The organism is Paenibacillus sp. PAMC21692 (assembly GCF_014303795.1).
Classification (GTDB): domain Bacteria; phylum Bacillota; class Bacilli; order Paenibacillales; family Paenibacillaceae; genus Pristimantibacillus; species Pristimantibacillus agaridevorans.
In genome coordinates, this window is record NZ_CP060293.1 from 323,839 (window position 1) to 350,349 (window position 26,511).

Genomic DNA, 26,511 nt, shown 5'->3' on the forward strand with positions numbered 1-26,511 from the left:
GGCTCAAACCGCCTGACGGTCCTTTCCGTGCCCGCGGATATCGAAAGTGCCGATTAACCCTCGCTTTGAACCCTGCACGCGATTTCCTCGATCTCCATGGCTACTTGAGAATCAGGTTCGCTGAGAGTTCGTACGGGAACTTCCATTTCTTGCTCCGGCCGATCGAGCGGATAGATTCTGGCCGTCTCGTTTTGCTCATCCACATGCTGGATGTAAATGCGAACGCCGTTGTACACCACATGTTCCATTATGGGAGAGTCCGCGATTTCCTGGGCTCGTTGAATATTCACCTGATATTCCCTCCTCTGCTTAATCATTAGATTGTTTGCTTGGAGGGAAATTTCTATACGTCGACAACCAGCCCTCTTGCGATCCGGCATTCTTGTCAAGCAAGAACCTCTACAGTAAATCCTCCTGGAGCATCTACATAGAACGTCCAGCCATGCGATCTTTGGGGAGGCTCGACGTCGAAGCCGTCGCTTTTCAATCGTTGATTGATCTCGTTCACTTTCTCCTCGTTCTCCTGTATGAATCCAATATGGAATGTGCCAGGATAGCTGACTTGCGTCCCTCTCATCAACGTGAGCACTAATCCGCCGTCATCGAATAGAGCCGCAAACGAATTCCCGCGCCCTCCCCCGTCTTTTAAACCAAAGTACTTCTGCAGAAAATCCCTTGCGGCCGCTACGTCGGTAACTGTGAGGTTAACATGATTCAGTTTCATAAGCCACTCTCCCTTCTATTCGCACCCTTTTCATGATAAGCCTATCACATTGATGCAAGTGGGAAGCTTTTCATCGCAACTTATTGAAAGAGCCACAGAAACCCGTCACATATCTCTAAGGATTCTTACTTCACGACCGGTCCGCTCACTACCATGAAGGAGCTTTACGCTTTCTCCCAACCGCTGAAATCAACGCAATAATGGGAGCGCAGGCTACTAAAGGCAAGACGAGCAGGGATGCAGAGTACGGTAAAGCACAGTGGTTGCAAAACTTGTACTTTTTGGAGCCATAGGCGTTACCAACACCTATAGCTGCTAATCAGAGTTACTTTTCGGTCCATCGGCGTTTTCAACGCCTATGGCTGCTCGTTCGGCTACTTTTGGGAGCCATAGGCGTTACTTAAGCCTGTGGACGCTAATCAGAGTTACTTTTCGGTCCATCAGCGTTTTTAAAGCCTACAGCTGCTCGTTCGCTTACTTTTTGGAGCCTTAGGCGTTACCAACGCCTATAGCTGCTAATCAGAGTTACTTTTCGGTCCATCGGTGTTTTTAACGCCTATAGTTGCTCGTTCGCTTACTTTTTGGAGCCATAGGCGTTACCAACGGCCTATAGCTGCTAATCAGAGTTACTTTTCGGTCCATCGGCGTTTTTAACGCCTACAGCTGCTCGTTCCCCTACTTTTTGGAGCCATAGGCGTTACTAACGCCTATGGACGCTAATCAGAGTTACTTTCAGGTCTATCGGCGTTTTTAACGCCTACAACTGCAAGTTCATTATCCACAGCCTGGTATGTCGCATAATTTCCTAAACGATGAAAAAACCGCGCATCCTCGGGGAATCCCCTTCGAATGCACGGTGTTTTTTTGCCCTGCAAAGGTAAAAAGCTTCCTGCACGGCTGCTAAAAGCCTGATTCGCTTTTGTCGGTGTCACCAACCGCGACGGATTTCGGTCCCGCGGCAATGCTCTCTTCTCCCGATTCCACGTAATGCTTCAGCACGGACAGCTTGTTCTCCCAATAACGGTCGAAGTAAGACAGCCATCGCTTCAGCTCCGACAACGGCTCCGCGTTAAGCCGATAACGCGTCTCGCGGCCCACCTTCCGGTCTTGCACCAGTCCGGCATCGGACAGCACCTTTAGATGTTTCGACACGGCCGTCCTGCTAATAGGAAAGTGGCCGCTTATCGCTCCTACGGGCATCTCTTCCGCGCTCAGCAGATGCAACAGCTCCCGCCTGGTAGGATCGGCAATGGCCTGGAATATATCAGCCTTAGGCTGCGGCGCCCCCATGTGATCTATTGTCCTGCGTACTCGGCCAGCTTCTTAACGATGCCGACCCAGCCGCCAGCCATGCGTTCACGGACGACAGCATGTTTCTCGCCGAAGGATGTTGCCGTATTCTCGTCCCAGCCGCCATGCGTCAGCGTGAAGTTCGTGCCGCCTGCCGTCTCCTCCAGCTGGAACGTCACCGTCCAGTCCTTGTCCCACGTAAACGCAAGCCGATTAGGAGGATCCAGCTCGATCACCTCGCAGCGCGATTTCCCGAAAGGACCCGCCTCCAGATGGAAGACATGTCCCAGCTCCGCCTGGAAATCATTCGGCATAAACCAAGCCGCAATCCCCTCCGAGGTCGCTACAGCTTCCCACACCTTGGCTGGCGGCGCCGCAATAAAAACCTGCTGAACGACGTCTTCCAGTTTCGTTAAAGATCCATTATTGTCCATGAACATTCCTGCCTTTCGTATTGTAATGCTTCATCATTTCGTCCAATAGGAAACCTTAAGGTTTCACATTCGAATTATATGACACCCAAAGGTTTCATGTCAAGCATGCCCTATAAACAGAACTTTCCAAACCCCGCAAGCACGGGCAAATTCGCTCATTCATCTCAAGCCGTTTACAATTGGCGATTGACGTATGCGCTTACGATATGAATAATAAAAGACAGCCTATTCTAACATCATGCCTAAATATCTACAGAATCGAGGAGATGCTCCATGTCTATCGTACCTCAGCTTATGGAGTTTAATAAGCAATTCGTCGAGGAGAAACAATACGAGGCCTACTTAACCGATAAGTTCCCGGAGAAAAAAATTGCCATTCTCACCTGTATGGATACACGTCTTTTTGAGCTGCTGCCCAAAGCGCTGAACCTTCGCAACGGCGATGCCAAATTCATCAAGAACGCCGGCGCCATTTTGACGCAGCCGTTCGGAAGCGCCATGCGCAGCATTCTGGTAGCCGTCTACGAGCTTGGCGCAAGAGAAGTGCTCGTGATCGGCCATCACGGCTGCGGTATGACCAATCTGGATGCTAAAGGCATGATTGCCAAGTTCAGCGAGCATGGCATCGATCCGCTGGCCGTACAGACGCTGGAAAATGCCGGCATCCGCATGGAACGTTTCCTCAGGGGCTTCAGCAGCGCGGAGGAAGGCGTCATGCACAGCGTGCGTATGATCCGCAATCACCCGCTGTTCCCGAAAGCCATTCCTGTTCACGGATTTGTGATCCATCCCGAGACGGGCGAGCTGGAAGTCATCGTGGAAGATTACAGGGAAGAAACTCCTCAATTGTAAACCCGCCGCCTTTTCTCACATCTGCATAACGACAGGCGAACGTTGACAGTTGCCCGTCCTATTTAACCACCGGTTCGCCATTTGGCGGACTTTTTTTTTGCTAAAAGAGGATCACTCCTGTTGGCGATAATACCTACCTCAGCCTCATGCTTCCGAAGCGGCTTTGCTTTGCAAAGCTGAAGGTGGCTCATCTTCGAAAGGCTTCGATAGAGGTTTTCTCGCCTTAGGACAATTCAGAACGGGAGCATTCGCCCATCCCCCGCATATGTTGAACGATAACGGTTCTGCTTATGACGAGGGGGATGGGGATGAGAATCGCGGTTGGGTTCATACACGGCATAGGCAGGCCTAAGCCGGATTTCCACGAAGAGCTGGCTGCCGCGCTGAACAAGCGTCTATCTCTGATCTGCCCCGATGTCGAGCTTGTGACGGAAGGCATCTACTGGGGAGATATTACAGAGAGACTGGAGGAGAAGCTCCTCTGCAAGCTTGCACCTTATAAGCTGCGCTGGGACGATTGGATCGATGCCCGCGGGTTCATGGTCAGCTTCGCCGGGGATGCGATCGCTTACCAGCCTATTCCCCGAGCCGACAATCCGCTTCCTCATGAATATATTTACACCGACATCCACGAACGCGTCGCTCGCAAGCTGCAATGTCTTGCCGAACGGGCGGGGGCGTCCGCTCCCCTTTGTCTCATCGGCCACAGTCTGGGAACAGTCGTAGCCAGCAATTATCTCTACGATTTGCAGAACCGCAAGCTGCCTCCCCGCATTCAATCCATCATTGCGCATGGCAATTCTCCGCTCGTCAAAGGCGAGACCCTCTCCCATCTCTTTACGATGGGAAGCCCGCTGGCGTTGTGGACGCTTCGCTACGACGATTTCGGCAAGCCCGTCTCCGTCCCTGCCGCCAAGTTCAGGCTGAAGCACGTAGGCGAATGGGTCAACTTTTATGATAAGGACGATATGATTGCCTATCCGCTCAAGCCGTTAAGCCCGGAATACGATAATGCCGTCGTCGAAGATGTCGAGGTTTGCAATCCAGGGCTCATGGCCTGGACGCCGCTTGGCTCCCATGGCGGATATTTCCGTTCGAAAGTTATTCAGGAGAGAATCTGCCAATCGCTGGCGAAGATGTATCGCAGCTTGAATCCTCAGTAGACGATGGGTATCCGTGTACAATTGGGAACAACTTATCCCTTGTTACATGCGTCTATTCTTTTGAACGGATTGGATAGAACGGAAACGGGAGACGAAGCTAATGAAGAAATGGACTTCGGTATTTTTGTTGGCTTTCGTGCTGGTATGCTGCGGCTCGTCTTCCAACGTATTCGCTGATTGGAATTCGAGATTCGTCGTGTATGACGGAGGCAGTTATACGGTAACGGATGCAAAGGTCACGGAGGATCGGATTGGCAAAAAGATAGGCAAAGTGACTCATTACTCTGACCGCGAGGATACGTATCGAGGCAATTTCTCCAATACGATGCCTAAGGGCACGGCTTACTATGCCATAATCGGCGAGGATACGAGAGACACTATTGCCGTTCAGACGCCGGAGGGCGACTACATTGCCGCTGTTTATGATGGCCGCTATGCGGGGGCGGGACCTTGGACTTCGGCTTATGTGTGGATGGGAGCGGCTGCGGTCGTAGTCCTTGCAATCATATCGGCCATGCGAGGTGCGCACTCCAAACAAAAGACGAGGTGATGTCGCGTGTATATGCTTCTCCGAAAGCTGATCAGCTCGTTTGCGGCAGGGAGCGCGTGCGTGCTGTTCTTTGCAACAGCAATTAACAATGGAACCCCCGACCAGTTCATCTCCACGCTTGGGGTCGTATCGTTCGTCGCGTACCCTGTCGTATTGATGTACGGTACAATCGTGTCGCTTGCGCTAGAATATGTAACGGACAAATGGGTACCTCATCGCGCAGCAAGAATAGGGCTGTCGGCAATTAGCCATACGTTTTTTGGCGCCTTGTTCGGTTGGCTTACGCAGTTGGACCCGCTCGCGGTATGGGTGGTAGCGATTTTTGCCGTTACGGCGCTGCTGTACTTTGGGGTGGACATGCTGCTTCGAATAGCGGAGAGGAAGTCTTGGCGCAGACTGGCGATCATTGTGATGGTGGCGATGCCGGCGCTTGCCGTCGTGGGGTTTGCGGTTGTATTTTCATAAGAGGGAGCGATGATGAATTGGAGGCATTTATCGGTTTTTCAGGTACATTGTTTATGCCAATTTATGCATTTGGTTTTATCGTAAGCTTTGCCGGGCTGCTTCGCGCGATAAAGAAAGACGCGACTATTGACAGGTACGTTTTCTCTTCCGGTATTTTCTTCGCTCTCATAATGTGGACGCTCAGCGGTTCGATCCTGATGGCAGGGGAGTAACGAAGCTAACGACAGGAGTGGCCGATCCACCCGAAGGCAAGGCTGGCGCTTTGCTTTCCGACTGATGGCCGCAGGGAGAAGGAAAGCTTGGTTGCAGCGGCCTATTTCATCCGCTCTCCTCTCTCCGTGCGACGACAAGACAAGGGGAATCTTCTTGTCATGCTTCCCTAATCTTGCTCCGTTATGGCAAAGCCAACTTGCCCATGACTGTCGGTCGGGAGGCTCCCGTGGCTGCCGTCACATTGTTGCTGATTCCTCTCAGAAAGTCGTTACCTAGCAAGGCGAAAATAACGGCTTCTTTCGCATCGTCGGCTAAGCCCAGCTCGCCGGAAGTCAGAATCGCCTGCTCTGGCAGCAGCTCCGCAAGCTGTCTCAGCAATGTGCGATTATGGGCTCCGCCGCCGCTTACGATGACTTCGTCCAGACGGCAGCGGGGCATGACAAAATCGTGGCACGCATTCGCGATGGATCGCGCCGTAAAAGCCGTCGCGGTCGCAACCATGTCAGCCGCCTCCAGCTCGCGCGCCTTTGCCATCTTGATGAACTCGGCTGTATAGCTGGCCCCGAACAACTCGCGTCCTGTCGACTTGGGTGGCTGCAAGGCAAAGTAAGGATTCGACAGCATCCACTCAAGCAGCTCCTCATCAGTTTGGCCCTGAGCAGCCCAGGCGCCCTCGGAGTCATAACTCATTTGACCGTCGGTCAACGTAAAGACCACCTGATCCATAATCATGTTGCCAGGTCCGGTATCGAACGCGAACAAGTCATCTACTCCTGCACCCGCCGGAATAGCCGTGCAGTTGCCGATGCCGCCGATGTTCTGGAGCAGTCTCCCCTTGGACGGATGGCGGAACAGGATCAAGTCGCCATAGGGCACAAGAGGAGCTCCTTGTCCGCCAACGGCCATATCGGCCGGACGGTAATCCCCGACCGTCAGGCATCCCGTCCGCTTGGCGATGACGGACAGATCGCCGATCTGCAGCGTCGAACGAGTCAGGTACGGATCGGTCGGCGACGTCTCCGGCATATGCCAGATCGTCTGACCGTGCGAGCTGACGAAAGCGATATCGCTCATCCGAAGTCCTGCTTCTCGCACGGCTTCGATCGCCGCCTCGGCGAACCGTTCGGCGATGTAAACGTTCATGCCTGCGATCTTCGCCACATCCGATGACACAGGATCGCATAGCTCCTTTAGACGCCCCCTTAGCGCATCATCATAAGGACGGCTATAGTAATGCACCAGCTCGACCTTCGACTCCAAGCCGCAGCCTTCAATCCGAACGACAGCGGCATCCACGCCATCCAGCGACGTACCGGACATCAATCCCACTGCGTAGACGTACGACTTCTCTTGCTTCCACTGAAACAAACCCAATCCACTCCTTCCGCACACTCGGTTGTCAGGCGAATTTGTCGGTGGCGCCGACATTTTGCCTTGTTTCTGCAACTTTTTAGGCGAGCTTGCCCAGTTTGCCGGTGTGAACGACATTATGCCTTGTAATTGCGACTTTGCAGGCGAATTTGTCCAGTTTGCTGGCATGAACGACATTCTGCCTTGTTTCCGCGACTTTTTAGGCGAGTTTATCCAGTTTGTCGGTGTGACCGACATCCCGACTTGCTTAAGCGGATTTTTTAGGCAAGTTTGCCCCGGCGATGCTGACATCTTGCCTGGTTTATGCAACTCGCTTATGCGGCGGCTGCTACTCGCGCACAGCAGATGCGCCTCATAGCTCCGAAAGCGCGAGCAGCATGGCGCCATGCGCCGCGTCGCGCCGCGCATCGATACATCGCAGCCGCGGGTGACGCGCCGCCATGCCCGCCTCGAACGCTGCGCGCACCTGGCTGCTCTGCAGCAGCACGCTGCCGAGCAGCGCAAGTTCGCCGCTCTCGGCGAGGCCAAGCGCTTCCGCGACGGCAGACGCCGTGTCGACGAGCGCCAGCGCGTTCCGCTCCGCGATGCGCAGAGCGGATGCGTCGCCCGCCTCGCAAGCGGCGGACAACAGCGGTGCGAGCGCGGCGATGTCGGCTTTGTTGCGCTCCTTGGCGTAGACGAAGCCGACGAGCTCCTGCACCGTCGACAGGCCGAGCCGCGCGTAGACCAGCTCCGTCACGACGGTCGGAGCTTCGCGGCCATCCGAGGCTCTTACGACGGCGGATAGCAGATCGCGGCCGATACTGTAGCCGCTGCCTTCGTCGTCGATCAGATGGCCGAAGCCGCCGGCGCGATGCACGGTTCCGTCCGCGTTGCGGCCGTACGCGATGGAGCCGGTTCCCGCGATCAGAATCATCCCGTGGGGTCCTTCGTGGGCGCCCCACAGCGCCGTCTCATGGTCGCCCACCAGCACCAGTCTGCCTGCGAAGCCCCCCTCTCTTAAGCCTTCCGTCAATCGCCCGCTTACGGTAGGGTTGCTGATGCCGGCTGCTCCTACAGCCATCGCGACACAGGCTCCGAGACCTCCCTCGCAGACATGTCCGACATTCGCAGCAATCTCATGCAAAGTCGCCTTCACGCTGGCTTCGTCCTGGCCGTTCAAGTTCAGCGGACCCGCGGAGAACCTGTGCACAACACGTCCACTCTCCTCCGCCACCGTTACGGCCGTCTTGGTACCGCCGCCATCCAGTCCCGCCACATAACGCATGCTCGTCAACCTCCGCTTATCCAATCTATTATGAGAAGAAACGCCTGACAGCGATCTCGTTTACCCCGTACGATAGCCACGCCTGGCTGCCGAAATTATAACGGACACCAGCGACCCTTAGAGCGCGAAATCGAACAAATTGAGATTTTAACGGACATCAGCGACTCTTACAGCTTCGAATCAAGGGCATTTCTCCCCTTTTAAGCTTCTAAGAGTCGCGTATGTCCGTTACAATCGCGGCTAACAAAAAACAGGCGGCTAAGGGTCGAGAATGTCCGTTACATTTCCGCCCCCATCCGCCAGCACGCCGCCCGTTTTGCAGCAAGAGGAAAATCGCCCTCTAATATCCTCGTCTCCGCCCTTGCTTGCAATTCAAAGGGAAATCCTACCTCTAATCCAGACCGAAACGCTGTATTTGAATAGAATCCCCCGATTAAAGGGAGCTTTTTCCTCTATGCCGAGCTCATAGCTCGATTTATCCAAATCAGAGGGAGCTTTTCCCTCTATTTTCCGATGCGATATGCGATTGGCCTCTTCAAGCCTCCCAGTCCCGGTCTATCGCGCAACTCCCGACTCCCGATAAGAACAAGGAAGCAGCTGCAGCGGCTAATACAAATGAAAGGCCTTCTTCCGCTCGGCAAACGCCAGGCTTTCCTCGGAGAACCTTCCCAGCAGTCCGGTCAAGTCGCCCCCACTCTCCCGCACGCCCGATTCGCCGCACAGCAAATCAATAAACGGCCTGCCGTTTTCCCGCACCGGCGGCAGGAACGAGAATGCCGGAAACATCTCCTTGATCGTAAACAGCAGCGTCAAGCCAAGCTCTACCGGCCGCAGCGCAGCCTCGTCCAGCACATGGACGTACACGCCCCGGCACAGCTCTCCTTCATGTTTGGAGAACGTCGGCTTAAAGTACGTCGGCCGGAAGTACGAACCCGGCAGTCGCTTCGCGTTCATCTCCGCTGCAAGCTTATCGGCGTCCACAAACGGCGCCCCGATGATTTCGAACGGAGCCGTCGTGCCGCGCCCTTCCGACAGATTGGTCCCCTCGAACAGACAGGTACCCGGATACAGCAAGGCCGTTTCGTAACGCGGAATGCCCATCGACGGCGGAATCCAGACGCCCCCGGCACCCGTGAAACGTTTCTCTCGATCCCAACCTTCGCAAGGAACGACATACAGCTCCGCGCCGAGTCCCTTCTCCGCATTCGCCATGACCGCAACTTCCCCCGCGGTTAACCCATACCTCATCGCAAGCGGATAATTGCCGACGAACGACGTGAACCCTTCCTTAAGTACATTTCCCTCAACCGTCACGCCATTCAGCGGATTCGGCCGATCCAACACGACAAACGGTTTGCCTGCCGCCGCGCAATCCTCTAGCGCATAAAGCATCGTATAAATAAACGTATAATACCGGGTGCCTACATCCTGGATATCATAGACGACCATATCGACGGCGTCCAGCATCTCCGGCGTCAATCGCTTGGAATCCTTGCGGTACAAGCTGTATACGGGAACGCCCGTCGCTTCATCCACGTACGTGTCGACAAGCGCCCCTGCGGCCAAATCGCCTCTCACCCCGTGCTCCGGAGAGAACATGGCTGCCAAGTGAAACTTCTCATGCAATGTATCGATCGTGGAGCGGAAGTCCGCCCCGAGCCCGGTAGGCGACGTAATAAGTCCCAGCCGCTTCCCGCGGAACCAGTCGGCGTACTCGTCCACCCGATCAACGCCAAAGCGTATCGTCCCCATTCAGGTCTTCCTCCTCACTGCCCGTTCTCCACAAACGTCTGCTCACGGTGAAATCCGTCGGCCTCTGGCCGCACCTCGAGCATCCCTTGACTCTCTAAGACGCCCTACGGTTCTCCTTCTGCCATCGGCCGTGCCTCAAGCATCTCATGACTCTCTAAGCCGCCCTACAGCTCTCCTTCTGCCTTCAGCCGCACCTCGAGCATCTCATGACTCTCTAAGCCGTCCTACGGCTCTCTATCAGCCGTAGGCCGTGCTCCAAGCACCTTATGCCGCGCCCTACAGCTCCGACTGGCGCAGACGCATCGTCTCCGGCGGGATCATAAACGTCTCGGCGTATTCCTTGCGCGCCTCCAAACCGCGAACGCGGGCCAGCGACTTATAGTAGTCCATGTAGTTAAACGACTTGCTGCCCGTCACGAACCAATGCGTCGACAGCGCCTCGATCCACAGGTCGAACGCCTTCTGGTCGAAATCTACATACACGTAAGGAACATAGCCGACCGCATCCTCCCAATTCTCACCATAATACAGCTTAGCCGCAAAATGTGGCGGAAGCTCGCGCTCCATCGCGCCCAAGCCGGCGAAAAACCTGGCGTCGTTTACGATCCGATGCGTCGTGGCATGATCCTTGTGCATGCTATTGCAATGATGCGTAATAATAATATTCGGCTTTACCTCGCGAATGACGTCGCACACGCGCAGCCGGATCTCCTGATCGTCCGGAATTTCGCCGTCGGGAATCTCGAACACGCGCGCCTCGCCGCCCAGCATGCCGGCGAAGGTATGCGCCTCGCGGATTTTTTGCTCCCGGTACTCGTTAACGTCTTGCCCCGCAGGCACGCCGCGCTCCCCGGCGGTCAGCGCCAGCGTCGCGATCTTGTCGCCCTTCAGATAGTGGCTGGCCAGCACGCCCCCTGCCACCAGCTCTACGTCGCCTACATGCGCGCCAATCCCCAATATCGTAATCGGTTGTCTATCGCTCATCGTCCAAGCTCCCCTCTCATCGTGGCGAAGGTTTTCGCCGTCCTGAATCCCGCCCGCTCGTAGATGCGCAGGGCCGGGTTGTTGCTGCCTGTATACAGGGACATGTAATCCGTGCCAATCTCCTGGAAAGCCTCGCACAACCGGAAGAAGAGGCTCGAGCCGAGGCCGTGCCCTTCATGCTCCGGATGCACGCCGATACCCGCAAAATAACCCCGGCCGTTCTCCTGTCTTACGACCGGCCCCGCAAATCCGACGGCGCGGCCATGCTGAGCTGCGACAACGACCGGCGTCCCGTCCGCGAGACTCTTGCCAATCTCCGCACGCCAAAGCGGATTCCCTAGTACTTCCAACATCTCTTCAACGCCAGTATGCTTTGTCGCATCCAGCATCTCGATGCGATAACCGGCCTTAGCCGCCGTCTCTTCCTTCGCAAGGATGCTCTCCGGCACCTCGAAGCCGCCAAGCGGCAAATACATCGCGCACTGAACGGCGCGTTCGATATAACCGAGCCGCTTCAACGTCTCGTGCAGCAGGCTGCCGGCAGGCACGCCCGGAGCATTGTTATGCTCGTGCCCCGGCGTACTCGGAACGTACCATGGCAGCTGCATGGGATTAAAAAACAGCGTATCCGCATGTTTTTTCCCCAGCTCCGCAAATCGCGCTTCCATCGCGCGCACAAGCGTTTCCGCCTTACTCTCGTCCGCGTATTCGTCCGCAAGCAGGACGCAGGTAATATAACCCGCAACATCGCCAAGCGGCAGATCGTTGCCGGAGCAGCCGCAGGCAAAACCGACGACGCGGTTCTCCTCCAGCCATACGAACGTGCACAACGGATCGAAATACGGGTTCTCTGTCAGGATTGCCGCGAATGACTCCGCTGTCATCTCCTTATAGCCGTCTCTCGCGGCCACAAGATTCCATAACGCAATAACCTCTGCTGTATATCGGTCGTTCCATGTTTGAAGCATCGTAATTCCTTCCTCCTCGGCTGAGCAGCAGAATCCGCTTTCCTCGCAATGATTCGGGGACCGTTCTTGACGATTCACATATCGCCCGATAGCACCGCACAGTACTCGCAGTTCCCGCTATTCCAACAGCATCCGCCGTTCTCCGCGGTTCTCGCCATCGCCATTCCAACAATTCCGGTAAGCTCCGCCAGTAGCCAATAGCTGTTGGTCGTTACCCCTTCACCGCGCCTACCGTTACCCCTTCCAGGAAGTAGCGCTGAAGGCTGAAGAACAGAATGAACATAGGCACAGCAGAGATCGTTGCCCCCGCCATCATCGGTGCGAAATACGTCGTATTGGCGAAGCGGAAGTTTTTGAGTCCCACCTGGATCGTCTGCATATCCATCGTGTTCGTGACCAGGAACGGCCAGAAGAACGTGTTCCACGTCTCCATAAAGGTCAGGATCGCCATAACGGCCATAACCGTCTTCGAGAGCGGCATGATGATTTTCACGAAAATCTGGAATTGGTTGCAGCCTTCCACCTTGGCCGACTCCAGAATTTCTTTCGGAATCGTGCTCATAAATTGTTTTGCCAAGAAGATGTTATAGACGGTAACCAGCGTCGGCATGATAAGAGCGCCGTACGTATTCTGGATTTCGAATATATTCACGATCAAAATATAAAGCGGTACTTGCGTGACCTGATAAGGGATCATCATCGCCGCAAGCAGTATGGCGAACAGCACGTTGCGACCGCGGAACTGGATCTTCGAGAACGCATATCCCGCCATCGTGGCAAATACAACGTTCGACACCATGACCACGGTAGCTACGACAAGAGAGTTGAGAATCCAGCGATACGAATATTCGCTGAAGGCGAAGAAGAACTTGTAAGACTCCAGCGAGAACTTGCCGGGCCAGATGGAATAGCTGACCGCTCCCGCTTCGACGGGATCGCCAAAGGACGACATGATCATGAAGTAGATCGGGAATAGCGTCGCCATGGCGAACAGAAGAAGGAGGATGACTAGAATGGTGTTGCGCGTATATTTCGCTGTACGATTGCCTAGATGATTGTTAAACAGTGCCAAAGCAGGTCCCTCCTTCTCTTAATATTCCACGTCTTTGCCCAGGAATTTGAATTGAATGAACGCGATGACGCCGATAATGGCCGCCAATACGAGCGACTGAGCCGCCGCTTTGCCGAATTCGAAATACTTGAATGCCGTATCGAAGATCAGAAGGCCGACCATCGTCGTGGAATGATCCGGGCCGCCGCCTGTCATCAGATAAGCGTTCTGGAACACCTGGAACGACCCGATCACGCCGGTGACCAGCAGGAACAGCGTCGTCGGCTTCAGGCAAGGCAGCACGATATGCCACATCTTTTGCCAGAATGTCGCTCCGTCGATCTCCGCCGCCTCGTAGTAGCTCTCGTCGATGCCGAGCAGCGCCGCGACATAGATAATGATGCTGGTGCCGTGGCTGGACAACCAAGACATGAGCACAAGCGAGAACATGGAGGTCGAGCTGGAGCCCAGCCAGTTTTGACTTGGGATACCGAACATCCCGATCAACTGGTTCAAAATGCCGCCGGGAAGCGGATCGTAGATCCAGAGCCATACGACGGACAGGGCGACGCCGGAAGCGACCGCCGGCAAGTAGTAGATCGCCTTGAAAGTCGTCTGCGCCCACTTTTTGAGCGGCATGATCGCGATCGCGACCGCGAACGATATGATTAATGCAACCGGGACAGTCAGCACCGTATAAACGAGCGTATTCCAGATCGCTTTCCAGAACAGCTCGCTGGCGAAGATGCCCGAGTAATTGTCGAATCCAATGTATTCCGAGCCTAATGGCCGGTATTCTTGAAAGCTGACCAAAAAGGCGCTCACGACCGGATAAGCCGTAAACAGCGCATAGACAACGAGCGCAACGGCGATGAAAGCGTAGGCCCATGCCCCATCTCCGCGATTAAGTCGATTCTTGACGTTTGACGCACGAGCCATAGTAAGACTCCTTTCCCTTGCCGCGTTACTTCTTTTAGAGGTAGTTCAAAAAGTCCGCTTCCCATTACGAAGTAATTCTAGAAGCTTACTCGACGTCGAATATTGAATTCAGCCGAACCTTCCGGTGCTCACGTAGCTTCCACTACGCTCCGCTCCTCAGGTCCTGGCTTCATCCAATCTTCTCGGTACTGATAACCGAACTTTTTGAACACGTACTTTAAGAGATATTTCAAAAAGTCCGCTTTTGATCACGTAGTATCCCTACAGCTATAAATTCGGATAGCCGCCTCGGCATGAGAGCGGCTATCCGAGCGAAATTCATTAATCTTGCACGATTCCGTCCGCTCCGAAGGCCTCAATAGCTCCTTTTTTCACGGCATCGTACATCTCTTGAGGCGTAATCTCGCCTGCAAGCAGCGCTTGCAGCTTCGGAATAACAACCTCGTTCTCCAGCTTGATCGCCTTGGAACCCAATTCTACAGGGATGTCAGGACGGGCAGGAGCTGCATGCTCCAACATTTTATCGACAGCTGCGATATTGTCCGGATTGCGATTCGACTCCATGCTGGCTGCCGCTTCGCGGGCGCTCTTGGTAATATGCGCTGCAAACAGGTCATTATTCGTCGTTGCGGCTACCTGACCGCTGGACAGGAAGTAAGCTGCCTTCGCGATATTCGCTTTATGCTCGTCTGTTGGATCCTTTTTGCCGCGGAAGGCGACATAACCGTCAACGACCGCATGGGAGACCGGCTCTTGACCTGCAAAGGATGGGAGCGGCAACGCGATATAGTCCACTTTGATGCTGCCTTCAACCGCGCTTCCGTCCTTCGCGTCGATCTTCGCGTTGTTTTTGTTCGCGGAGTTTTCGAAAACGGCAAGACCTTTGCCCGTAATCATCGTCTGTCCCGTCAAGAACATGTTCCAGCGTTTACCGGCGTCAACGGAGCTGAGCTCCTTCGGCATGGAGCCGTCGTCGATCAATTCGCGAACCGCGTTCAGAACGGTCAAATAGTTTTTGCTTGTGTATGCGTATTTCAGATCCGTTGTAAATGGAGACGGCATGCCCGCGTTTTTCACCAGAATGCTGAGGTAATCCTTGGAGGCTACGCCAGCCGTTGCGAATACGAAGCCGTAACGCGACGTCTTGTCGTCTTCCTTTACGACGCCTTTTTTGATGGCCTCGCGGAATTCATCGTACGTCCAACCTTCTTGCTGCACTTTCTTCCAGTCGACGCCGGCTTCTTCGAGGAATTGCTTGTTGCCGCCGATGGAGTGTACTTCCATGTAAGCCGGCAGGCCGTACAGACCGTCGCCGTTCTTCATGTAAGCAAGCGCCGCTTCATCGTAGTCCGCGATCATGTCCGCGCTTACCAGATCCTTGATGTCCAGCAGCATGCCCATCTGAGCGTATTTCGAGATGCCGTCGGAGCCGATAAAGGCAAGGTCCGGAGGGCTGCCCGCGTTTACTTGCGTATCCAGCTTCTGGGTCATGTCTTCCCAGCTGGCAGGTTCGATTTTCAAAGTCAGGTTCGGATACAGCTTGTTAAAGTCGGCTTCCATCTGCTTGAAGTTTTCTTGATACGTTGGGGATACCGGCGGCAGAAGCGCCGTGATGGTGTCCTTCGCCTCCGATGCTCCGCCGTTCGCAGTGTTAGACGGCTTCGCCGATGGGGCGGGCTCGTTGTTGTTGCCGGAGCCGCAAGCGGAGAGCGTTCCTAAGGATAAAGTCAGAGCAAGCACAGATGCAGCAATTTTAGTTTTACTTTTCATTGCCAAGATCCTCCCTTTATTTGAAATTCTATATATACGATCCGTCCCAGGCGAACCGCTGTACCCCTCTGATAAAAGAGCAGCGGGTCCGTATGCTTAAAAGATGAAGAACATTATAAGGATAAATCTATAACGTTCTTCCCCTTCGCGCAAACCTTACTTCACTTGGGAACAGGCACGTATAGCCCTCTTAAGGTTGCCGCCGCAGTTCGCCAGCACTTTCTTCGCCTCTTCGGCTCCAAGCCCGGACTTGATCATCATGATCGCCAGCTTGCAGTCGAGTTCGGACTGTCGCAAGTATTGCTCCGCCGTAGCTTCGTCCGTCCCAGTCGCCGTCCTGATGATTCGGAGGGATCGGTCGAACAGCTTCTTGTTGCTGGCCTTGAGGTCCACCATCAGATTGTTGTACGTCTTGCCTAGCTTCACCATCGTGGTGGTCGTCAGCATGTTCAGTACAAGCTTCTGGGCCGTTCCCGCCTTTAATCTCGTGGAGCCTGCGATTACTTCCGGGCCCACCACCGGAGCGATAGTAATTTCCGCCGCTTCCGACAGCTTCGTGTCCTTGTTGTTTACGACGCCGATCGTGACAGCTCCCAACTCGCTGGCTCTGCGAAGCGCTTCGATAACGAAGGCCGCGCTGCCGCTCGCCGAGATTCCGATGACCGCGTCTTTGCCCGTCACGCCGATCTGATCGATCAGCGCCCTGCCTTCATCGCCGTCATCCTCGCAACCTTCCACGGGGATTCGCAGCGCCTGATCGCCTCCGGCAATATAGCCCTGCACGAGCGATGGATCCACGCCGAACGTCGGCAGACATTCCGAAGCATCCAGCACGCCTAACCTTCCTGACGTTCCTGCTCCGATATAGAACATTCTTCCGCCAGTCGACAGCGCATGATGAAGCGCTTCCACGGCCAACGCAATGCGAGGAATTTCCTGCCTCACCGCCACGTGTACCTTGGCATCCTCCTGGTTCATGAGCTCCAGCATGCCTTCGGTGGACAATTCGTCGATCATCCCGGTCTCGGGGTTGATCCCTTCCGTCGTCAAGCTTGCAAGATAGTCCTTCATCGTGATTCCCCTTACGTGATCATGTTTGGACAAGTTGCTGTCCATGTGATCGAATTCCACCCTGTTGTCGACGCTGCCCATATTGCTAGTATGGTTATTGTCTTCAGTGTCATTCGTGATGCGTTTGTTGTTGTTGTTCATGACTCTATATTAAGAATTTATTTCAGCTCCGTCAATAGTTTTTGAAATATTATTTTATACTGTCATAAAACATTGGCATTTTATATCACAATTTGCGCGAGAGGCACAAATGCCGTCGAACCTTTGGCGGTGCGGCTTTCCGGCCATCTTCGGGGTAAGCGCATTCATCATCTAAAGTTTAAAATTTCCAACTTGTCCTTAAGAAAATACGGAGCTGGATTCGCCGACAACAGACCATCCCGAACGAATGTAGGGGCGGCGGGACGGGACGCCGGCACGTGAGGACGCTAGGATGACGGGACGGGTCGCTTCGCCAAGACGGGGCGCTAGGATGTTGTAGGGACGGGACCGCCGGGACGACAGGATGACGGACGGGTCGCACAACATGGAAGCTAAACTCCGCTAGGCTACTCTAGCAGCTACTTTACAGCAGGTCACTTCAGTATGAATTGTGCAAATATACTCAAATATTTATACTGAAGTCTCTCCCTGGAGGTAAATTGTACAAAGATACACAATTCACGTTCCATTTCGCCTATTTAGGCACTTCTCGAGACTAAAATTAGGGATAAATGTACAAATTCACGAATCTCTAATCCGTATGTAGACTAATTTGTGTATTTTCGTACAATTACCACTTTGAACTCCTCTTTGATTACCTCACTGACCAGGTCCACCAACATGCGCTAATCCTTTTCTTTTAGAACACCTCCTCCTCTTCCGGCTCGATCAAGTAGCGCTTCTGAAGAATTAATTCAGGCTCTGCTGCCAAGTATTACTCAAAAGCCCGAGCAGCAAAACACTCCAGACCGGAGTGCCGTTCATGCTCGTTAATGGGGAGCGTTACCCTCTGCGCTTGTTGGATAGCCCGAACAGCAAAAACACTCCAGCCCGCGAGCTGGAGTGTCGTTCGTGGTCGCTATTGAGGAGCGTTACCTTCTGCGCTTGTTGGAGATGATGCTTCTGCTCTTGGAGAGATACTTCTTGACCTGCTGATAATCCGCGCTTGCCACGCCGGCGAACAGCATATCGATAATCGTGAGCATCGCGATGCGCGATCCCATGGCGCCGCTGCGAATGGAAATCTCCGGCGTCGATATGCTCAACAAAGAATCCGCCTTATCGGACAGCTCGCTTTTGCTATATTTCGTGATCGCCACAATATGAGCACCATTTTTTTTGGCTATTTCCAGCGAATCGAGTATTTCCACCGTGTCTCCGGAATTGGAGATAAAGATGGCGACGTCCTCCTTGGTCAGCAAGGAAGCGGCCGTCAACTGGCTATGACCATCCGTAAAAGCATGACAAATCTTGTTGATCCGCGTAAACTTCTGCTCGGCGTCCTGAGCCACCAGCCCCGACGCGCCAATGCCGAAAAACATCAGACGTTTGCTGGATTGCAGCGCCTTGATGGCACGGGCTACCGCAGGGCGGTCAAGCACGCTAAGCGTATCCTCGATGGAACGCACATTGTTGCGTCCGATGTTGGAGATGATCGTACTGAGGTCGTCGCCAGGCTGAATGTCGCTATATTGTTCGCCGCTGTCTTCGTCCATGGAGCCCAGCGACGCAGAGATGCTGACGATAAAGCTGCGATAGCCGTTATACCCCATCGTCTTGCAGAAGCGCAGCACCGAAGCGTCGCTTGTTTTGCTGCCTTGCGCAAGGCTCTTGATCGACAAATGCGGAATTTCTTCCTTATTCGCAAGGATATATTCCGCCACTAGCCGTTCGACCGGGGTCAGACTATCCTTTCTGTCGCGGATCTTGATTAATACGTTATCGTTTATCGCCATATGACGTTACCTGCCGTTTCGTAGGTTTTGTCGCCACTAAGAAGCTGATCTGGATAGTCTGGCCGAGAGCTCGGAAGCTCGGAAATTCCATTGTGGTTACATAGTATACGGATTCCTGCCAAATTACAAGTGTTTGCATCGGATATATGGACATATATCGAGTGACGAGTTTCATAAAATATTATTTTAAAATATTATTATCATTTTGAAGTAAATATTGCAAATTTTATTGCCCGAAATTCTTTTAGCATGTTATAATGGGCACCAATTGACGTGCATCTACGCCATTATGATGAATCATAAACGAGCAAAGGATGAGGGACATGGGAACAGCATTAAAAATTGCCATTATCGGGGCAGGAAGCACCTATACCCCGGAATTGATGGAAGGCATTATTAAACGCAAAGACAATCTGCCGCTGACAGAGTTGGCGCTTATGGATATCGACGCGCGCAAGCTCGAGATCGTTGGCGGGTTATGCGAACGCATGGTGCAGGCAGCGGGAATGAACTGCAAGGTCGTTAAAACGATGGAGCTGGATGAAGCTCTCCAAGGAGCTAGCTTCGTGCTCGGCCAGATTCGCGTCGGCAAGCTGCCCGCTCGTGTGCTGGACGAGAAGATACCGCTCAAGTACGATCTGATCGGTCAAGAAACCTGTGGAATCGGCGGCTTCTTTAAGGCGATGCGCACGATTCCCGTTATGCTCGACATCGCGAAGCGCATGGAGCAGCTATGCCCCGACGCTTGGCTGATTAACTTCTCCAATCCCGCGGGAATCATTACGGAAGCGATTCTGAATCATACAAATGTGAAAATGCTGGGACTATGCAATGTCCCTTACAATATGTACAAGAGCATTCGCGAAACGCTTCAATTGCCAAACGCGGATCTGACTTACGTCGGACTCAACCATCTGAGCTGGATTACGGCCATCGAACAGGACGGCAAGGACTATCTGAAGGACGCGCTCGAGATGGGACTCAACAGCGAAGCAATGAAGAACATTCCTTCCAGCGGCTTTAGCCAGGAACTGGTGCAGCTCGTAGGCGCTATTCCTTCCTCCTATATGGAATATTATTATTTCAAGGACAAAAAGCTGAAGCTATTGAAGGACAGCGAGCAATCCCGCGGAGAGAAATGCATGGACATCGAAGAAGAGCTTCTGGGCATCTACTCCAATGCAGAGCTGCATGAAAAACCCGAGCTCCTGGCCTCGCGCGGCGGCGCCAACTATTCCGAAGTCGCGATCAGCCTCGTCGATGCCATCTACAACGACAAGCAGGAGGTCCATGTTGTGAATCTGCTAAACGGCGGAGCGCTGGACTTCATGGAGCATAACGACGCCATTGAGGTAGCTGCAGTCATAGGCAAGGATGGCGCGAAGCCGCTTGTTATCGAAGACTTCGACAACCGCCATATTATCGACTACATGCGAATGGTGAAGGCATACGAACGCGAGACAGTCGCCGCGGCCGTCGAAGGCAGCGAAGAAGCCGCCATGCGGGCGCTGATGATGAATCCGCTCGTTGGCGATTATAATACGGCGCTGGCTTGCTTTAGGGAATTGAAGGAAGCGCACAAGGAATATTTGCCCCAGTTCAAATTCGAATAACGCAGGGAGGAGTGGGAATCGCCATGAGCAAGTACGTCATCGGCGTCGACGGCGGCAATAGCAAGACGGATTATTATTTGTTCGACCTGAACGGAACGCTTAAGGATCATATCAGGTCCGGCACCTGCAGCCACGAGCAGTTCCCGGAGAGCTACGCCAAATCTTACAGCGTTATGCATGAGCAGATATCGATACTGCTTGCACGCGGCGGGTTGTCCATGGCGGATATCGCGGCAGGAGCGTTCGGACTTGCAGGCGCGGACATTCCTTCTCAGAAGGCGCAGCTGAACGACGTTATCAAACGTCTCGGCTTCACCCGCTTCGCGATGGACAACGATGCCTTCCTCGGCATCAAAGCCGGGACGGCGCACGGCTACGGCATCTGCTCTATCAACGGTTCAGGCGTCTCTACCTGCGGCATCTCGAAGAGCGGCAAACGTCTCCAGGTCGGGGGAGTCGGCAGCGAGCTCGCCGGCGACGAGGGCGGCGGCTTTTACCTGACGAGGCGTGTTCTGCGCGCCATCTACGACAGCTTCTATCGCCTGGGCCCGGAGACGTCCATGACGGAGCCCGTCATGGCGCTGATCGGCGCATCTTCCAAGGAGACGTTTATGGATCGGGGCCTGGAAGGTTTGGTGGCCCGAAGCTTGCCGTATACCGAGATCGTGACGACGCTTCTGGCGGCTGCTGAGCAAGGCGACGCTGTCGCATCCGGCATCGTCGACCACTCTGCCCGCCAGCTTGCCTATTCTACGGTCGGCTGCTTGGGGCATCTCGACTTCGACGACGATATGCCTGTCGACATCGTGATGGCCGGCTCCGTCTGGGCGAAAGCGGCTTCGCCGATTATGAGGGATCGTTATATGGGGTTCGTCTCGGGCTTGACCGGCCGGGAATGCCGATTTATTTTGCTGCAGGAACCGCCAGCCGCAGGAGCCGTACTTTGGGCGCTTGAGCTTGCGCTCGGCGCACCTGCCGATGACGGGCTTCGCTCGAAGGTGATCGAGGCGGTACGCTGACTTCAAGCAAACATACAAGGTAAACCGGCTGTCGCCGTCCTATGGGGGCCCGGCGCGTTTCATTTCGAGAAATATAGAGAAAGGTTATCCTGCGTTCGTTCACCGAAATGAACGAATGCTGAGGATAACCTTTTTTTGCGGCGATTGCTCGTGCTCATTACATCTGGTTAGATGAGTCCCGACTCCTTCAACAAACGCTGGACCATGACGGCCGCTTGCGCGCGGGTCAACTTTGCCCCAGGCGCGAGCTCTCCGTTCGGCGTGCCGGAGAGAATGCCGGTCGCAAGCTCCATATTCAGCGAAACCTCTGCCCATGCCGACGCTTGAGTAGCGTCCGGGAATCCGCTCAATGGATTAGCTCCAGCGTTTGCCTTGTCAGTCAATCCCGTCCACCTCATTACATTCGCAATCATTATCATTGCCTGTTCGCGCGTTACGTCATCGTTCGGACGGTACGTTCCGTCCTCGAACCCTCCGATTAAGCCATATTCGTATGCCGTCCCTATTGCCCCGGCATACCAGTCTCCTTCGCGGACGTCGGAGAACTTGCCGATACCGGCTTGCGTATTTTGACCAAGGCCTAGCGCCCGCACCAGAATGGCCGCAAATTCCGCGCGCTTAATGGAACGATCCGGAGCGAACAGCCCCTCTCCTATACCTTCGATGATCAAGCGCGATCCCATATCAAGGACGGCGCTGCTCGCCCAATGCCCCTTCATATCGTCGAATGCCGCCTTGTATCCGATCAATGCGTAATCGCTATTGGTCAGGCTGTTCATCGCACCTGCGTATATCCCGTTATTCACAAGCATCCGGGTCGGTACATGCCTAACCGTTCCGTCGGGATCGATAACAACGCCCGTAGACATCAACCTGCGGTTAACCCCATTTGGTATGGAAATGGTCCGCTCAACATAAGCTGCAAAGTTGTTCGCTTCGATTTCCAGGTCGCCGGCTTTGACCCATACTGCGAAATGAACCGGAGGCGCGATGACCTGAAAGTTTCCAACTTCAGCCCTTTCCCTTAGCAGACGGACGATACGGTCATTCGAAGGGGCGATTTCGATACGCACGACGGCATCCTTCGCCCGAACGTTCGGCCCCAATTGCTCCAGCAAGGCTTCCAGGCCCAAAAGAGACGTATCAATGGCATACGTTGCAAATGCCGTGCGCAATTGGATCTTGCCGCCTCTGTCGATCAATGCCTTCAGAAGTTCCATGCTCAGCTCTGCTGCAAGTACGTCGCTCTCCGCATCCGCTTCAATCTCGAGGACGGTCCCCTGCGAATCACCGGCCAGCGTCTGATTATCCTTGTTCCAATCGATGGTCACCGTTGTTACTTTTCGGCCTTTGCCGTCCGTAGTACTGGTGATGTCCGCATGTCCCTGCTTGCCGTTGATGAGCAAGCCCTTCTCTTCTCCGGCAGCTGGAGTCGGCGTTGGCGTTGGGTAGACCGTCCCGCCTTCGTTAGGAGTCTCTGTCGCCTGAGCCGTCCACTTCGCGTACAGCGTCACATGGCCCGTCACCGCTGTCGTGAACAAGTACGACTCCGTCAGCTCCTCGTCGGTGTACCAACCTCCGAAGGCATATCCCGTTCTTGTCGGAGCTTCTGGTGCTTCCACAGTATCGCCGTGCTCCACCGTCACTGCCTCCAATGCACTGCCACCGTTGCTCTCGAAGCTCACCGTGTACACGCTTTTCGTCCACTTCGCGTGCAGCGTCACATGGCCCGTCACCGCAGTCTCGAACACATACGGTTCGGTCAGTTCTTCGTCGATGTACCAACCTCCGAGCGCGTATCCGGTTCTTGTCGGAGCTTCTGGTGCTCCCACAGTATCACCGTGTTCCACCATCGCTGCCTCCACCGCACTGCCGCCGTTGCTTTCAAAGCTCACCGTGTAGACGCTTTTCGTCCACTTCGCGTACAACGTCACATGGCCCGTCACCGCTGTCGTGAACACGTACGACTCCGTCAGCTCCTCGTCGGTGTACCAACCTCCGAACGCGTATCCCATTCTGGTCGGAGCTTCTGGTGCTTCCACAGTATCACCGTGTTCCACCATCGCTGACTCCACCGCACTGCCGCCGTTGCTTTCAAAGCTCACCGTGTAGACGCTTTTTGTCCACTTCGCGTACAACGTCACATGGCCCGTCACCGCAGTTGCAAACACATACGGTTCCGCCAGTTCTTCGTCGGTGTACCAACCTCCGAACGCGTATCCCGTTCTGGTCGGAGCTTCTGGCGCTTCCACTGCCGAACCATGCTCCACCGTCACTGGCTCAACCATGCTGCCGCCGTTGCTCTCGAAGCTCACCGTATAGGTGTTCGACGTCCATTTCGCGTACAACGTCATGTTTCCCGTCACCGCTGTCGTGAACACGTACGACTCCGTCAACTCCTCGTCGGTGTACCAACCTCCGAACGCATATCCCGTTCTTGCCGGAGCTTCTGGCGCTTCCACAGTATCACCGTGTTCCACCGTCGCTGCCTCCACCGCACTGCCGCCGTTGCTTTCAAAGCTCACCGTGTAGACGCTTTTCGTCCACTTCGCGTACAACGTCACATGGCCCGTCACCGCTGTCGTGAACACGTACGACTCCGTCAGCTCCTCGTCGGTGTACCAACCTCCGAACGCGTATCCCGTTCTGGTCGGAGCTTCTGGCGCTTCCACTGCCGAACCATGCTCCACCGTCACTGGCTCAACTATGCTGCCGCCGTTGCTCTCGAAGCTCACCGTATAGGTGTTCAACGTCCACTTCGCGTACAACGTCATGTTTCCCGCCACCGCTGTCGTGAACACGTACGACTCCGTCAGCTCCTCGTCGGTGTACCAACCTCCGAACGCGTATCCCGTTCTGGTCGGAGCTTCTGGCGCTTCCACTGCCGAACCATGCTCCACCGTCACTGGCTCAACTATGCTGCCGCCGTTGCTCTCGAAGCTCACCATATAGGTGTTCAACGTCCATTTCGCGTACAACGTCATGTTTCCCGTCACCGCTGTCGTGAACACGTACGACTCCGTCAACTCCTCGTCGGTGTACCAACCTCCGAACGCATATCCCGTTCTTGCCGGAGCTTCTGGCGCTTCCACAGTATCACCGTGTTCCACCGTCGCTGCCTCCACCGCACTGCCGCCGTTGCTTTCGAAGCTCACCTCATACGTCGATGGCGCGAACTTCTGCACCCGATGGTTGCCCGTCTCGGTCACATAGACGTTGCCGGCACGGTCCACCGCGATGGCGGCAAGTCCATCGAACTCGCCTTCACCCTTCCCAGGAACCCCCCAGCTCGCTATCAATTCGCCGTTGGGATTAAATTTCTGAATTCGGCTTTTACCTTCGTCCGTCACGAACAGATTGCCTTCGCTATCCACCGCCATGCTGGAAATATATCCGAAAGCTCCGCCCTCCGGCTCGCCCCAGCTTTCCTGCAGATGCTCCCCGTCCGTTTTGAAGGTTTGGATGTTGGTCGAATCGCCCGAATAGACAATCCCTCTTGCGCTATCCACCGCGATGGTAGTTGGGCGGAAGTAGAAGCTGCCCGGGCTCATCACGCCCTCCATCTCCAGCACTTTGTCTCCTGATGAATCGAACTTGACGATCTTATAGCCGCTTGTATTAGCTACATAAATAAAGCCGTCGGCATCCAGCGCAACCTCGCCCGGGTTCGATAGATACGAAGTCTCGTTCAAATGCGTGACCCCATTGCTCGCTGGATCAAATCGCAGCAGCGCGCTGTCGCTTGTCATATACAGGCGTCCCGCTTCGTCGACCGCCAGGCCGTATGGCGAGAAGTAGGAATCCTCTCCGTCTCTTGCTGCAATAAATGCAAATTCACGGTCGAACAGTTGAATGCGCTCGTTGCCCTGATCGGCGATATAGATATGTCCTTCAGCATCGACGGCTATACCTTCCGGAATGAAGAACTGTCCTTCAGCGGAGCCGTACGACCCCCATACGGCTTGCGGCTCGAGCGTATCCGCATCCAGCTTCTGTACGCGCCGGTTGGAAGTATCGGCTACATACACCGAACCGTTCGCGGCAACGGCAATCCCCTGCGGCGAATCGAATTCTCCGGCGCCCATACCATAAGAACCGTGAGTGGCCAACACTTCGAACGATGCATTCATGGCGATGACCGCATTCTCATCGTAATCGGTGGCGTAGATACGGCCCATTTCGTCTACCGCTATACCATGCAAGCTCCCGAACTGCTCCCCTCCCTCCAGCATGCCGAGATAAGCGCCATAACCATTCATTTTTATAATGCGGTTACCCCGGTCCATGACGAACACATTGCCTTCGCCATCCAAGGCGACATCGACTATGCTGTCGAAATGACGCTCCACCTCGCTCGAGTCGTAGAAGCTCGTCCATTCTTCTACATGATCGCTCATCGTATCCAGTATCCGGATACCGCCAAGACTATAGTCGGCTACATAGACATTTTCGCCATCCGCATCAACGGCCATCCCCGAGACGTCCATATCGGCAATATGCCAAGTGTTCTCGACGGTCATGGCAGTCATATCGATCTTATGTACTTGCTCCTTGCTTCCAACATATACGAATCCTTCGCCGTCCACCGCAATGGCACGCGGGGAAATCGAGCTGTCGCCCTGCCACTCGGCCATCACCTCTCCATTAGGACTCAGCTTGACGATTCTGTGGCTGAACTGCTCCGCTGCATAAACATTGCCTTCGCCATCCGTTGCCACATCCATCACTTGATCAAAATAATACGCGCCGCCCGGAAACATGCCATCGAATACATATGACTCCTGCGGCACTGGATCCAGCTCCGGCTCCGGTTCGGCCATCGCTTTGTTCGGCACTCCCCATCCCATGCTTCCCGCCAGCAGCAAGACGAGCGCCCATTTCCCCGCTTTTTTCAATCCTCTTCCCAGCTTCAATTTCGCGCACAACCTTTCCCGGTTTCCTATTACCCTATTCCACATACTAGCACCTTGAATTCCGGGAAAATATTAACCAAAGTTAATTTTCAAACAAAAAAAAGGCTCAAACCAAAATCAGCGCTTGTCTCAGATACATGTGCAGTCGGCCTACCGGCTTTGTTT

At 54.4% G+C, this 26,511-nt stretch carries 22 protein-coding genes; 7 read left to right on the plus strand and 15 right to left on the minus strand.

The genetic code is table 11. The features are described 5' to 3' along the window. Positions 1 to 53: 53 nt before the first annotated feature. The 4 genes from H7F31_RS01350 to H7F31_RS01365 all read right to left on the minus strand — a co-directional run bounded on the left by H7F31_RS01350 (position 54) and on the right by H7F31_RS01365 (position 2,448). Positions 54 to 290 carry a small acid-soluble spore protein H gene (locus tag H7F31_RS01350; protein WP_187102676.1) on the minus strand — a complete coding sequence of 79 codons (237 nt, stop codon included), beginning with the start codon at positions 288 to 290 and terminating at the stop codon, positions 54 to 56. Between the two features lie 95 nt (positions 291 to 385). Next, entirely contained in the window at positions 386 to 724 is a 339-nt protein-coding gene (locus tag H7F31_RS01355; RefSeq protein WP_187102677.1) for a VOC family protein, read from the minus strand. Between the two features lie 900 nt (positions 725 to 1,624). Then, positions 1,625 to 2,014, minus strand: coding sequence for an ArsR/SmtB family transcription factor (locus H7F31_RS01360; RefSeq protein WP_187102678.1), 390 nt, complete (start codon positions 2,012 to 2,014; stop codon positions 1,625 to 1,627). 5 nt (positions 2,015 to 2,019) lie between these two features. Continuing rightward, positions 2,020 to 2,448 (minus strand): SRPBCC family protein, encoded by a 429-nt coding sequence (locus H7F31_RS01365; RefSeq protein WP_187102679.1) that lies wholly within the window; start codon positions 2,446 to 2,448, stop codon positions 2,020 to 2,022. A gap of 273 nt (positions 2,449 to 2,721) precedes the next feature. On the opposite strand from H7F31_RS01365, the gene H7F31_RS01370 reads away from it, so the two are divergent. From H7F31_RS01370 to H7F31_RS01390, 5 genes are all read left to right on the plus strand, one after another. Beyond that, a complete protein-coding gene (locus H7F31_RS01370) occupies positions 2,722 to 3,300 on the plus strand; it encodes a beta-class carbonic anhydrase (protein ID WP_087572175.1) in 579 nt (192 codons plus the stop codon). Positions 3,301 to 3,608: 308 nt separating this feature from the next. Then, positions 3,609 to 4,463 carry a lipase family protein gene (locus H7F31_RS01375; protein ID WP_187102680.1) on the plus strand — a complete coding sequence of 285 codons (855 nt, stop codon included), beginning with the start codon at positions 3,609 to 3,611 and terminating at the stop codon, positions 4,461 to 4,463. 100 nt (positions 4,464 to 4,563) lie between these two features. Then, positions 4,564 to 5,013, plus strand: coding sequence for a hypothetical protein (locus tag H7F31_RS01380; protein WP_187102681.1), 450 nt, complete (start codon positions 4,564 to 4,566; stop codon positions 5,011 to 5,013). A gap of 6 nt (positions 5,014 to 5,019) precedes the next feature. Continuing rightward, complete coding sequence (locus H7F31_RS01385) at positions 5,020 to 5,478, plus strand: hypothetical protein (RefSeq protein WP_187102682.1); 459 nt, start codon at positions 5,020 to 5,022, stop codon at positions 5,476 to 5,478. Between the two features lie 17 nt (positions 5,479 to 5,495). Continuing rightward, positions 5,496 to 5,690: a hypothetical protein gene (locus H7F31_RS01390; RefSeq protein WP_187102683.1), complete on the plus strand. Its 195-nt coding sequence runs from the start codon at positions 5,496 to 5,498 to the stop codon at positions 5,688 to 5,690. A gap of 181 nt (positions 5,691 to 5,871) precedes the next feature. Here H7F31_RS01390 and H7F31_RS01395 read toward each other — a convergent pair whose 3' ends face one another. The 10 genes from H7F31_RS01395 to H7F31_RS01440 all read right to left on the minus strand — a co-directional run bounded on the left by H7F31_RS01395 (position 5,872) and on the right by H7F31_RS01440 (position 18,801). Continuing rightward, on the minus strand, positions 5,872 to 7,059 hold the full coding sequence (locus H7F31_RS01395; RefSeq protein WP_261800268.1) for an anhydro-N-acetylmuramic acid kinase: 1,188 nt from the start codon (positions 7,057 to 7,059) through the stop codon (positions 5,872 to 5,874). Between the two features lie 355 nt (positions 7,060 to 7,414). After that, positions 7,415 to 8,329 (minus strand): N-acetylglucosamine kinase, encoded by a 915-nt coding sequence (locus tag H7F31_RS01400; RefSeq protein WP_187105163.1) that lies wholly within the window; start codon positions 8,327 to 8,329, stop codon positions 7,415 to 7,417. A 606-nt stretch (positions 8,330 to 8,935) separates the two neighbouring features. Then, complete coding sequence (locus H7F31_RS01405; RefSeq protein WP_187102684.1) at positions 8,936 to 10,081, minus strand: exo-beta-N-acetylmuramidase NamZ family protein; 1,146 nt, start codon at positions 10,079 to 10,081, stop codon at positions 8,936 to 8,938. A 276-nt stretch (positions 10,082 to 10,357) separates the two neighbouring features. Beyond that, a complete protein-coding gene (locus tag H7F31_RS01410) occupies positions 10,358 to 11,065 on the minus strand; it encodes a PIG-L deacetylase family protein (RefSeq protein ID WP_087572756.1) in 708 nt (235 codons plus the stop codon). Next, positions 11,062 to 12,033 (minus strand): GNAT family N-acetyltransferase, encoded by a 972-nt coding sequence (locus H7F31_RS01415; protein ID WP_187102685.1) that lies wholly within the window; start codon positions 12,031 to 12,033, stop codon positions 11,062 to 11,064. Before H7F31_RS01415 ends, H7F31_RS01410 begins: the two co-directional genes overlap by 4 nt. A 211-nt stretch (positions 12,034 to 12,244) precedes the next feature. Continuing rightward, the gene (locus H7F31_RS01420; RefSeq protein ID WP_187102686.1) at positions 12,245 to 13,105 is read right to left on the minus strand and encodes a carbohydrate ABC transporter permease; all 861 of its coding nucleotides are present in this window, start codon (positions 13,103 to 13,105) and stop codon (positions 12,245 to 12,247) included. Positions 13,106 to 13,123: 18 nt separating this feature from the next. Then, positions 13,124 to 14,023 carry a carbohydrate ABC transporter permease gene (locus tag H7F31_RS01425; RefSeq protein ID WP_187102687.1) on the minus strand — a complete coding sequence of 300 codons (900 nt, stop codon included), beginning with the start codon at positions 14,021 to 14,023 and terminating at the stop codon, positions 13,124 to 13,126. A gap of 321 nt (positions 14,024 to 14,344) precedes the next feature. Further along, on the minus strand, positions 14,345 to 15,793 hold the full coding sequence (locus H7F31_RS01430; RefSeq protein WP_187102688.1) for an ABC transporter substrate-binding protein: 1,449 nt from the start codon (positions 15,791 to 15,793) through the stop codon (positions 14,345 to 14,347). Positions 15,794 to 15,949: 156 nt separating this feature from the next. After that, positions 15,950 to 16,864, minus strand: a complete 915-nt coding sequence (gene murQ, locus H7F31_RS01435) for an N-acetylmuramic acid 6-phosphate etherase (RefSeq protein WP_187105164.1) — start codon at positions 16,862 to 16,864, stop codon at positions 15,950 to 15,952. A gap of 1,073 nt (positions 16,865 to 17,937) precedes the next feature. Then, complete coding sequence (locus H7F31_RS01440; protein WP_087572761.1) at positions 17,938 to 18,801, minus strand: MurR/RpiR family transcriptional regulator; 864 nt, start codon at positions 18,799 to 18,801, stop codon at positions 17,938 to 17,940. Between the two features lie 323 nt (positions 18,802 to 19,124). On the opposite strand from H7F31_RS01440, the gene H7F31_RS01445 reads away from it, so the two are divergent. Continuing rightward, positions 19,125 to 20,414, plus strand: coding sequence for a 6-phospho-beta-glucosidase (locus H7F31_RS01445; RefSeq protein WP_187102689.1), 1,290 nt, complete (start codon positions 19,125 to 19,127; stop codon positions 20,412 to 20,414). Between the two features lie 23 nt (positions 20,415 to 20,437). After that, entirely contained in the window at positions 20,438 to 21,433 is a 996-nt protein-coding gene (locus H7F31_RS01450; protein ID WP_187102690.1) for an N-acetylglucosamine kinase, read from the plus strand. 167 nt (positions 21,434 to 21,600) lie between these two features. Here the strand turns inward: H7F31_RS01450 and H7F31_RS01455 are convergent, their stop codons facing one another. After that, the gene (locus H7F31_RS01455) at positions 21,601 to 26,346 is read right to left on the minus strand and encodes an InlB B-repeat-containing protein (RefSeq protein ID WP_187102691.1); all 4,746 of its coding nucleotides are present in this window, start codon (positions 26,344 to 26,346) and stop codon (positions 21,601 to 21,603) included. Positions 26,347 to 26,511 lie beyond the last annotated feature (165 nt).